This window comes from Flavobacterium nitrogenifigens, assembly GCF_003254565.1.
Taxonomy (GTDB): Bacteria; Bacteroidota; Bacteroidia; order Flavobacteriales; family Flavobacteriaceae; genus Flavobacterium; species Flavobacterium nitrogenifigens.
In genome coordinates, this window is record NZ_QJRI01000149.1 from 20,344 (window position 1) to 27,324 (window position 6,981).

At 37.9% G+C, this 6,981-nt stretch carries 2 protein-coding genes and 1 pseudogene; all 3 read right to left on the reverse strand.

The window, feature by feature from the left end; genetic code table 11:
- Window positions 1-51 precede the first annotated feature (51 nt).
- Window positions 52-1,299, reverse strand: coding sequence for a gliding motility-associated C-terminal domain-containing protein (locus DM397_RS01275; RefSeq protein ID WP_111375827.1), 1,248 nt, complete (start codon window positions 1,297-1,299; stop codon window positions 52-54).
- Window positions 1,300-1,372: 73 nt separating this feature from the next.
- Window positions 1,373-3,772 (reverse strand): hypothetical protein, encoded by a 2,400-nt coding sequence (locus DM397_RS01280; protein ID WP_111375828.1) that lies wholly within the window; start codon window positions 3,770-3,772, stop codon window positions 1,373-1,375.
- A 76-nt stretch (window positions 3,773-3,848) separates the two neighbouring features.
- Window positions 3,849-6,981: pseudogene (locus DM397_RS01285) on the reverse strand (hypothetical protein); the annotation flags it as partial.

A 6,981-nucleotide genomic window follows, 5' to 3' on the forward strand; every position in this document is an offset into this window, starting at 1 on the left:
TTGTCTTACTATTGCATGCTCTATAGCAAATAAGATTTTGTATCGCAAAATCTATTTATCATTTGTAATATATAAATAACCAGTATTCTCAATTATAGTATTGTTTTTATTGTATTTTAAAATATAAAAATACGTTCCAGCAGGAAGTCCTTGGCTTCTTTTTACAGTGCTTCGCCCATCAGAAAAACCTTTAAACATTACATCAGTTTCATTGTAAGAGGAGGCGTCAAAAACTTTTACTCCCCATCGATTGTATATTTCTACCCGGTTATCTGGATATTTATCAATTCCTTTAATATAAAAGCTGTCATTAATTCCATCGCCATTTGGAGATACAGCATTGTAAATAATGAGATCAGAATCTGGAGTGATCGATTGTTTTACAATCGCAATTGTAAAGAGACCATAGCCGCCAACTTGTGTTGTTACTAGTTTAGAATAATGGGCTCCTGTTAAAAGATCGGTTGTGGTTCCACCTTCGTTTACCCATTTTTGGCCGGCATCGTCCCAACGTACTATTCCTAATTTTGTATTTGGGTTTTCTTCAAAAAAAGAAGGGGGGGTGGTATTGGTATCAAGAGTTAGGCTTAAAATAATTTTTTCTGAACCCTGATCCTGAGTCAGATTCCAATATTCAACTTCATCAATAGATATAATGGTGTCATCTTTATTGGTATAAGGATGTTGATTTCCTGCATTTTTCAAAAAATACTGTGTGGTGTAGACATTATTGGTATTTGCCCCTTTATCGTGATATGATGGCCTAAAATAAAACTGATCTCCAACAGGAAACTCAAAATCAAGATTACCTATATTCTCTACTTTACCATCAACAAAACTCAGATTGCTGGCATCGCTATGAAAAGCATCTTGATCAAAAATCATTTTGCCATTAAAACTGTCTGCATCAACGATTCCGTTTTTAAATTCGGCATTTTTACCAATTTCAATCGTAGTATTGAGATGAAAAGGAACTAGTTCTGATGTATTTTCAAAAACGATATTTTGAAAATGTGCAATCTCAGCACCTGAAATAAGTTGCTGCTGTGTACCTACGAAAAAAGTTTTTCCATTGCCAGAATTAGTATAAGTAATTAATCCGTCATTATTAAAATTAGCATAAGCGATAAAATTGCCATCTATTAATACATCACCCGTTGGTTTGTTATCAAAGTTAAACAAGGTTGAAAGCTGCGTATTTGGAGCAACCGATAAATCTCCTGTATTGACGGTCTGTGCCGTAATTTGACTGGTAAATAATAGAGATAGAAAAATTGCTGTTATATAAATTTTCATCATGATCTGACATTTATACGTTAAATAATGCACATCTCTCTATTGTTATAAAGAGATATGCATTTTAAATTTATATTTAAGGAAGCACATAACTAGAGTTAATATTATCCTGCACATATTTAATAGCCCACGCCATAGTATTGGCATACATGATGCTATTATAAACTGTAATTCCGGCATTATACGCTTTTGGCAATGGTTGTCCGGTACCTGCAAATTTTGCTGGCCAAGTAGTAGTTGATGTGTTAGAGACTTGCCCAGCAGTCCAGCCAGCATCTCCAACAAAAATGTAACCTAGTGTATTGTGTTTAAACGAGAATATTCTGGTTGCATTCCCGTTTTGAGTTGAGAGACTCGTTACATTTGCAGGGAGTCCAGTAACATAATAGGAATTGTTTACATCACTTCCCAGATCGAATCCAGTAATGGTTCCAAAAGGTCCTTGCAAGACGGGATCTGAAACACTTAAAACTGGATTGGTATATGTTGTTCCTGTTCCAGAAACCACTGCTGTTGAAGAGCCGCAAATAGTATTAATTAAGTTGGCAGCTCCTGCTGAATCATTTTCTTGAGAGTGAATTAATACTCCTTTTTTGTTCTGAACAAAATCATTTAAAATAGTGATTGATGTTGCGTTTGGTTGGTAATTGTATCCAATTACAATTATATCAATATTATTATTGTTGATTAAATTCTTTAATGTAGTGCCTTGATTGGTTCCTCCATTTATAATCGTGATTCCCTGTACCTGATAGGTTCCCGTAGGACTGAAGTTTGCTGTTGAAGCTAATATGGCTCTTGAAGCATCTCCCGTTCCTGCTGATCCTGGCTGATACATTCCATCTCCGAGTCCTAGTACTTTCATGGTACGGAAAACAAAGGTTATGCTTTTGTTACAAGCGGTACCGCCATTGGTGCTATTGGCAGTTACTGCGTATGAAAAAGTTCCTCCAGAAGTTGGTGTGCCAGTAGCAGTCATGATTACATTTTGAGGCCCAATGGCGCTAAATGTTCCCGTTGCCGAAAAACTGATTCCGTTTACTGTATTTGTTGTAATACTGTATGCTCCTACATAGGTCACATTTACAGGAACTGTCATGGTATTTGAGGCCGCCATTGCTATACCCGGTGCGTAATTACCCGCTGTAGTAATTCCGGCACAATTTGTAGTGTAGGTTACAGGTTGTGCACCTATGGTTACATTTAATGCACATGTTGCAGCAGCTCCTGGAGTTCCAGAAACCGTTAGGGCGGTTGTACCAGAAGCTGTTGGAGTTCCAGAACCTGTTAGGATAACATTCTGCGCCCCCAGAGCAGATAAAGTTATCAATCCTGAGGTAAACGTTATGCCGTTTGCGGTTGTGGTGGTAATGGTGGTTTGTCCAGTTGCGGTTACATTGATGGGTAATGTAATAGTATTAAGTGCTGTTAGAGGTACATCTTGCAAATAAACTCCGTTTTGTGTTGCTGTACCGCAATTAATTGTATAGGCCACTGCTTGTACCGTAATTGGAATACTTGTACAGGAAGCTGCGCTCGACGCATTAGAAACAAGATTAAAATTATTGGTACCCGATGCATTCGGGGTACCTGTACCTAAAAGTTCAACGGTCTGATTTGTGCCTGAAGTTGTAAATGTTCCGGTGCCGCTAAAAGAATATCCGTTTACGGTATTTGTATTCATACTCCAAAAACCTGCCATTGATGGATTAACACTTACCGTAATTTTATTAGCTGATGTTAACGGAACTCCAACATAATAATCTCCCAGCTGATTTATAATACCACAGTTTATGCTATAATCGACATCCATAGGTGTTACGATAATATGTGGAATACAACTACTTGTTTTTCCGTTTAATATAATAGTTACCGGATCTCCTGGATCCGGATCTATTGTACCATTTTTTGGTGTTCCTGTCCCAGGTAGGTTTAATACATAAGTGCCTGCAGCAGGAAAAGTTCCGCTTCCACCAAAATAATACCCATTAGTTGTAGTGGCCGAAACGGTATACACTCCAGGTTGTGTTACGGTAACAGGCATTCTGAGATAGTTGGAGCCTATTAGAGGCGAACCGGCATTATAGCTTCCAGCAGCCTGTACTTCTCCACATTTTTCTGGAGAAATTTCAAACACCGCAGGAGGTAGTGTACCACAAATGCTTAGCCATATATTTTGAATTTGGCTCCAATAATCAAAACATCCTGTTGTGGTATTATAGATTAACAATCCATCTGTTAGATTGGCAGGTGGTATTTCGTCACGTTGTGCCGTGGTTAATCTTGAAGTCAGCATTCCTTTATTGTTGCTTTCTAATTCAAAAATTGCTCCTGGCTTGGCTTTTTCGGGGCTGGTGCTTACCGTTCCGTCTTTTATTTTAGTATTGTTTACCTGAGCAGTAAGAGAACAAAGACTGAACAAAATAAAGCATACTGCAAAGATGTTTTTTTGGGTTTTATATAATGTTATTTTCATAATCTTAATATTTTAGTCTGTAATACTATTCGTTGTCATTTCTTGTTTTAGAATTTTTAAAACATAATAAATGGCATTAATTATTCTTTTCTGCTATTAGTTTTTCCAGCTTTTCAAGACGTAAATTCATTGCTTTTGAAGCTTCTTTCAACTCCTTTATTTCTTTGTCTTTTGCTTCAATCTCTTTATTTTGCTCTATAATGTGCAAATAGATTTCTTCTGTTTTTTCTAATAGCTGAATAGATAATTCAGACATATTAAAAGCGTATCCTTCTTTTGTTTTTTCGAGTCTGTTTATTGGAGTTATCCCCGGAAGATGATTGTATTTTTTGATGTAATCTTCAATTTCTGGCAGACGTTTAAACTTGTAATCGGCCTTGATTTCAGATTTTCCTTTAAAATAATCCTCAAACACATAATCGGCGTAATAGGTGTTTACTGTAGAAATGGCACCATTAACTCTTAGTTTTTCATTAGGTGCTCCAGATGCAGTTGTATATCCGATTCCTACCCATCCATTAGTATAAATATCTTCTGTATTTAATGTAGCTCCCATATGGGTAGCTGTACTAAACCAAGGCTCTTTTACAGCTGCACCTAAATCTAGCTGTGTTAATACTTTATCTTCGTTTGTATAATCTAGAGTTCCCGTTGTGGCATTTACTTCTAAAGTGGTTATTGTTTCTGACTCTCCAATTAAATCCACCATTTTAAACTCAGTAGCATTTCCATCTTCATCATTGTAAATTAACGAATGATTTGCTCCGTCATAGACTAATGATGTTAGGGTTTCTACTCCTTTTACCAAAACTGACAAGTCGATGGGGTTAGGTGTATTGGTTTCGTCTGTATAAGTCAAAGTATGCACATCGAATAATTGCCCAAACTGATCTGTCACTTGTGTTACCACATCTTTTAAAGACGTGATAGTCTCTTTAATTTCGACTGGTGTTCCTGCAGCTTCATTGGTATAACTTGCAATGGTATTTCCAGTAGTTACAACTGGGGTTATAGTTGTTATAGTTTCATTAGCTTTAATTGCTGGAGTTAAATCCAGAGCCGTACTGGCAATACCGTTTACAGTTGTTGTCAAACTTGCTCCTGCTAATGAAGTTGTATTGCTATTAATGATAGGAGCACCTGTACTGGTAATACCGTTTACGGTTACTGTTGAAGTATTTACTGCCGAAGCATTCGAAACACCGCTTACAGCATCTGATGTTGCGGCTACTCCGTTTACCGTTGAGGTTAAAGTATTACCCGCTAAGCTCAAAGTATTGGTAGTTGCAGCGGTAATAGCTGGGGTTAAATCAAGAGCGGTGCTCGCGACGCCATTTACTGCTGTATTTAAAGTAGCACCAGTGAGTGATGTTGTATTGCTGTTTACAATGTTAACTGCAGTTCCTGTTACGCCATTTACAGTGGTAGTTAAACTATTTAGTGTTGAGTTATTTGATACTGTTGTAGCAGGAATTAAAGAGCTAGGGGTTATGGTTCTAAAAACTCCTAAAGCATCTGCTACTATAATATTATCTGTTCCCGATACACTGGCTTGTAAGCCTTCGGCGCGAATAGGATCAACTCCTGTAACAGGTTTAATGTGCATGGTGTTTGTGGGAGCATCGGTGCCAATACCGACATTTACTGCGTCAGCATCGATTCCTCCCAAGACTAGACTATTGTCAGTGGCAACTCTTGAATTATTACCAATTGCCGTAGCATTGTTTACAATTGCGCCTGTACTTGGGTTGGCATTGTTTCCAATAAATGTATTTCCAGATCCTACAGTACTTCCAGATCCTGCAGCAAATCCTGCAGCAGTATTGTTGCTTCCTGTGGCATTTGCTGTAAGTGCGTTGTATCCTACCGCTGTATTGTTATTTCCTGTTGTATTTTCGAGAAGTGATGAAGTTCCAAATGCAGCATTAAATTGCCCCGTAGGATCACTGTTTAAAGCGTTGACCCCAAAAGAAGTATTATTAACTTGAATTTTTCCAGATACTATAAAGTTTCTTTTGAAAACTAAATCGGCATCGTCATGTGTTCCCAAAAAATGCACTTGTGGAATCGTTCCAAAATTACCGTTAATGCTCCAGTTATTAAAATTTAATTCCTCAGGCTTAATTGTTCTGATAATTCCTCCTCCTGGATCTGTAACCAAAATTTCATCCATTGGCATTCCGTGCATTAAACCAGTAATGGATAAAGTATTTGCAAAATCTGTGGCAATTGTGGTTGGAACCATAAGAGTTCCGCCTAATTGCACATTTCCATTTGCGGCTGTTAATCCATTATCTGCACTTATCAATACTGGAACAGCAGGAGTCGAGGCAACCCCATTTACTGTTGAGATCAATTCTCCATTTACTGCTGTTAGCGTATTGGTGGTTGCTGCTGTGATAGCGGGAGTTAAATCTAAGGCTGTACTGGTTACACCGTTTACAGTTGTTGTCAAACTTGCTCCTGCTAATGAAACGGCATTGCTATTAATAATAGGAGCACCTGCACTGGTAATGCCATTTACGGTTACTGTCGAAGTATTTACTGCCGAAGCATTCGAAACACTACTAACAGCATCTGATGTTGCGGCTACTCCGTTTACCGTTGAGGTTAAAGTATTACCCGTTAAGCCTAAAGTATTGGTAGTTGCAGCTGTTATAGCTGGAGTTAAATCTAAGGCTGTACTGGCTACTCCGTTTACAGTTGTTGTCAAATTTGCTCCTGTTAATGAAGTTTCATTGGTATTAATAATAGGCACTGCAGTTCCTGTTACACCATTTACCGTTGTGCTTAAACTATTTACAGCACTTGTATTAGAAACAGTTGTTGCTGCTGTTAGGGTAGTAGGAGTTAGTAAAGCACCACCGTCTGGCCCCACAGTAATAATATTGGAAGGGTCAGTGCTAATTACATGAGAATCAGAAGAAACTCCATCTTCATTAATAAACGATATAATTCCTGTCATTGGATCCTGAACTTGTTTGGTAACTGTCTGCTGAATCTCAACTGGAGTTCCGCCAGCTTCATTGGTATAAGTGGCAATAACACTACCCGAATTAACGATTGGGGTTATAGTAGTTATAGTTTCACCTGATTTAATTGCAGGGGCTAAATCAAGCGCGGTGCTTGCAACCCCATTTACAGTTGTTGTTAAGCTAGCTCCCGTTAATGAAGTTGTATTGCTATTGATTATAGGAGCACCTGTACTG